We start from the raw sequence: 2,574 nt of genomic DNA on the forward strand, positions 1-2,574 counted from the left end.
CACGCGGGTGCGCATCGGCTTCGTCGGCTCGATGCTGTTCCGCGGCCTGCCGGAGAAGCTCGCCCGCTTCCGCGCCTCGCACCCGCAGGTGCAGACCGAGCTGGTGGAACTGAACTCGGCCGAACAGCTGCACGCGCTGGGCCGCCACCAGATCGACCTCGGTTTCGTGCACACGCCCAGCGTGCAGTCGGAGCTCACCAAGGCGCTCTACATGTCCGAGCCCTTCGTGCTGTGCACGCGCGAGCAGGGCGGCGCCCGCGCCCGCGCGCCGCGGCTGCAGGCGCTGGCGCGCGAACCGCTGGTGCTGTTCTCGCGCGGCGCCTCGCCGGACTACTACGAGCGGGTGCTGTCGCTGTGCGCGCAGCTGGGGCTGGACCCCACCTTCCGCCACGAGGTCAGGCACTGGCTCAGCGTGGTGGCGCTGGTGGCGCGCGGCATGGGGTACGCGCTCGTGCCCCGGTCTCTCGAAGGCAGCGGCATCTCGGGCGTGCAGTTCTCCAGGCTGCCCGCCACCGCCGTCAGCTCGGACGTGTACATGGTGTGGAACGAGCGCAAGATGCCGGCGGTGCTGCCGGAGATGATCGCGTTCTTCCAGCCGCGCTGAGGCTCAGAACTGGTAGCCGTAGCCGCGCAGGGTCGCGCGCGCCGCATCGCTGCGCAGGTAGTCCAGCAGCGCCGCGGCCGCCGCGTTGGCCTGGCCCGGCTTCAGCAGGATCGCGTCCTGCTTCAAGGGCGCATGCAGGCTCGAAGGAACGATCCAGGCCGAGCCCCGCGCGATGCGGCCCTCCGCCATCACCTGCGCCAGGGCGACGAAGCCCAGGCCCGCCGCGCCCGTCGCCGCGAACTGGTAGGCCTGGCCGACGCTCTCGCCCTGCACGAGGTGCGGCTGCCAGGCGGCCAGCACGCCCAGGCCCCGCAGCGCCTCGAGGGCCGCCGCCCCGTACGGCGCCAGCTTCGGATCGGCGATGGCCAGCTTGCCCGCCGGCGGCCGCCGCAGCACGGCGCCCTGCGCATCGACGCGCGCCGGGTCCGCGCTCCAGAGCACGAGGCGGCCGGTCGCGTAGGTGAAGCGGGTGCCGGCCACGCCCAGGCCGTCGCGCTCCAGCCGGGCCGGCGTTTCGTCGTCGGCCGCCAGCAGCACCTCGAACGGCGCGCCGGCGCGGATCTGCGCGTAGAACTTGCCGGTGGAGCCCGGGACGAGCACGGCCTCGTGGCCGGTGGCGCGGGCGAAATCGGCGGCGATCCGGCGCATCGGCGCGGCCATGTTCGCGGCCACCGCCACCTGCACCTGGGCGGCCGAGGCCGCCAGGCTCCAGGCGGCGACGAGTGCCGCAACGATTCCGTGCCAGAGCTTCAAGATCGCCTTCCCCCCCCCCGCAGAGCCTGCGAGGTGGCCAGTGTAGTGGGCGGATGCCTTAGGCTCGCAGCGATGGAGATCGTGATCAGCGAACGAGAGGGCCTGCGCCTGCTGCAGTTCGGCACCGCGTGGTGCCAGGGTGCGATGCGCCTCGACGCGCCCGATCGGCTGGAGATGGAGTACGCGGTGCGCATGTTCGCGTGGCTGCCCTTCCACGATCCCGCGTCGCTGGCGGGCAGGCACCTCGTGACGCTCGGGCTCGGCGCCGGCTCGCTGACCCGCTTCGCGCACCGCGTGCTGCGCATGGACGCGACGGCGGTGGAGATCGACGCCCGCGTGATCGAGGCCTGCCGCACGCACTTCATGCTGCCGGCGGATGAAGAGGGCCTGCACGTGCTGCACGCGGATGGCCGCGACTTCATCGCGCAGCAGCGCGGCGCCGGCGCCATCGACGTGCTGCAGGTGGACGCCTACGACGCCGAGGTGGAGCGGCCCGCCCTCGACACCGAAGCGTTCTACGCCGACTGCCGCGGCGCGCTGCGTGCCGGCGGCACGGTGGCCGTCAACCTCGTGGGGCAGGCCCTGGACCGGCGCACGAGCGTGGCGCGCATCCGGGCCGGCCTGCAGCCACGCGCGCTGTGGCAATTCCCGCCGACGGCGGCCGGCAATGTGGTGGTACTCGCGCACTGCGGCGAGGTGCCGTCCGAGGAGACGCTGGGCGCGCGGGCGCGTGACATCGAGCAGCGCTGGGACCTGCCCGCGCCCGCGTGGTTGGCGATGGCGCGGCGCAGCCCCTGATCAGGTGCCGCAGAAGGTCTGATAGCAGGCCGTCACCGCGGCGGGGGCCGGCTCCGCGAAGCGCGCATTGGCAGGAATCTCCTCGAACGGGTTCCGCAGCGCCGCGAGCAGGCTTTCGAAGGGCACCAGGTCCTCCTGCTGCGAGGCCGCTTCGAGCGCCTCTTCCACGCGGTGGTTGCGCGGGATGATCCAGGGATTGGCGCGCCGCATGCGCTCGGCCCGCGCGGCGGGTGCAAGGTCGGCATCGCGGGCGCAGCGCTCGCGCCAGCGCACGAGCCACGCCTGCAGCGGCTCGGGCTGCGCGAACAGGGCCTGCAGCGCCGCCTCGTCGCCGGCGGCGGCATCGGCCAGCCGGCGCCAGCCCAGCGTGAAATCGACGGCCTGCGCCTGCAGCAGGTCCAGCCAGTCGTTCACCAGTG

The 2,574-nt window shown here is 73.5% G+C and carries 4 protein-coding genes; 2 read left to right on the forward strand and 2 right to left on the reverse strand.

Annotated elements, in window-relative coordinates; genetic code table 11:
- On the forward strand, positions 1-604 hold a 604-nt coding region (locus tag VFM98_RS24155), incomplete at its 5' end, for a LysR substrate-binding domain-containing protein (RefSeq protein WP_325112442.1).
- Positions 605-607: 3 nt separating this feature from the next.
- On the opposite strand, the gene modA is transcribed toward VFM98_RS24155, so the two are convergent.
- Positions 608-1,357 carry a molybdate ABC transporter substrate-binding protein gene (gene modA, locus VFM98_RS24160; protein ID WP_325112443.1) on the reverse strand — a complete coding sequence of 250 codons (750 nt, stop codon included), beginning with the start codon at positions 1,355-1,357 and terminating at the stop codon, positions 608-610.
- Between the two features lie 72 nt (positions 1,358-1,429).
- Between modA and VFM98_RS24165 the strand changes: the two genes are divergently transcribed.
- Complete coding sequence (locus VFM98_RS24165) at positions 1,430-2,155, forward strand: spermidine synthase (RefSeq protein ID WP_325112444.1); 726 nt, start codon at positions 1,430-1,432, stop codon at positions 2,153-2,155.
- Here the strand turns inward: VFM98_RS24165 and VFM98_RS24170 are convergent.
- A partial coding sequence (locus VFM98_RS24170) for a protein adenylyltransferase SelO family protein (protein ID WP_325112445.1) occupies positions 2,156-2,574 on the reverse strand: 419 nt, incomplete at its 5' end.

This window comes from Ramlibacter sp. (assembly GCF_035706265.1).
Classification (GTDB): Bacteria; Pseudomonadota; Gammaproteobacteria; order Burkholderiales; family Burkholderiaceae_C; genus Ramlibacter.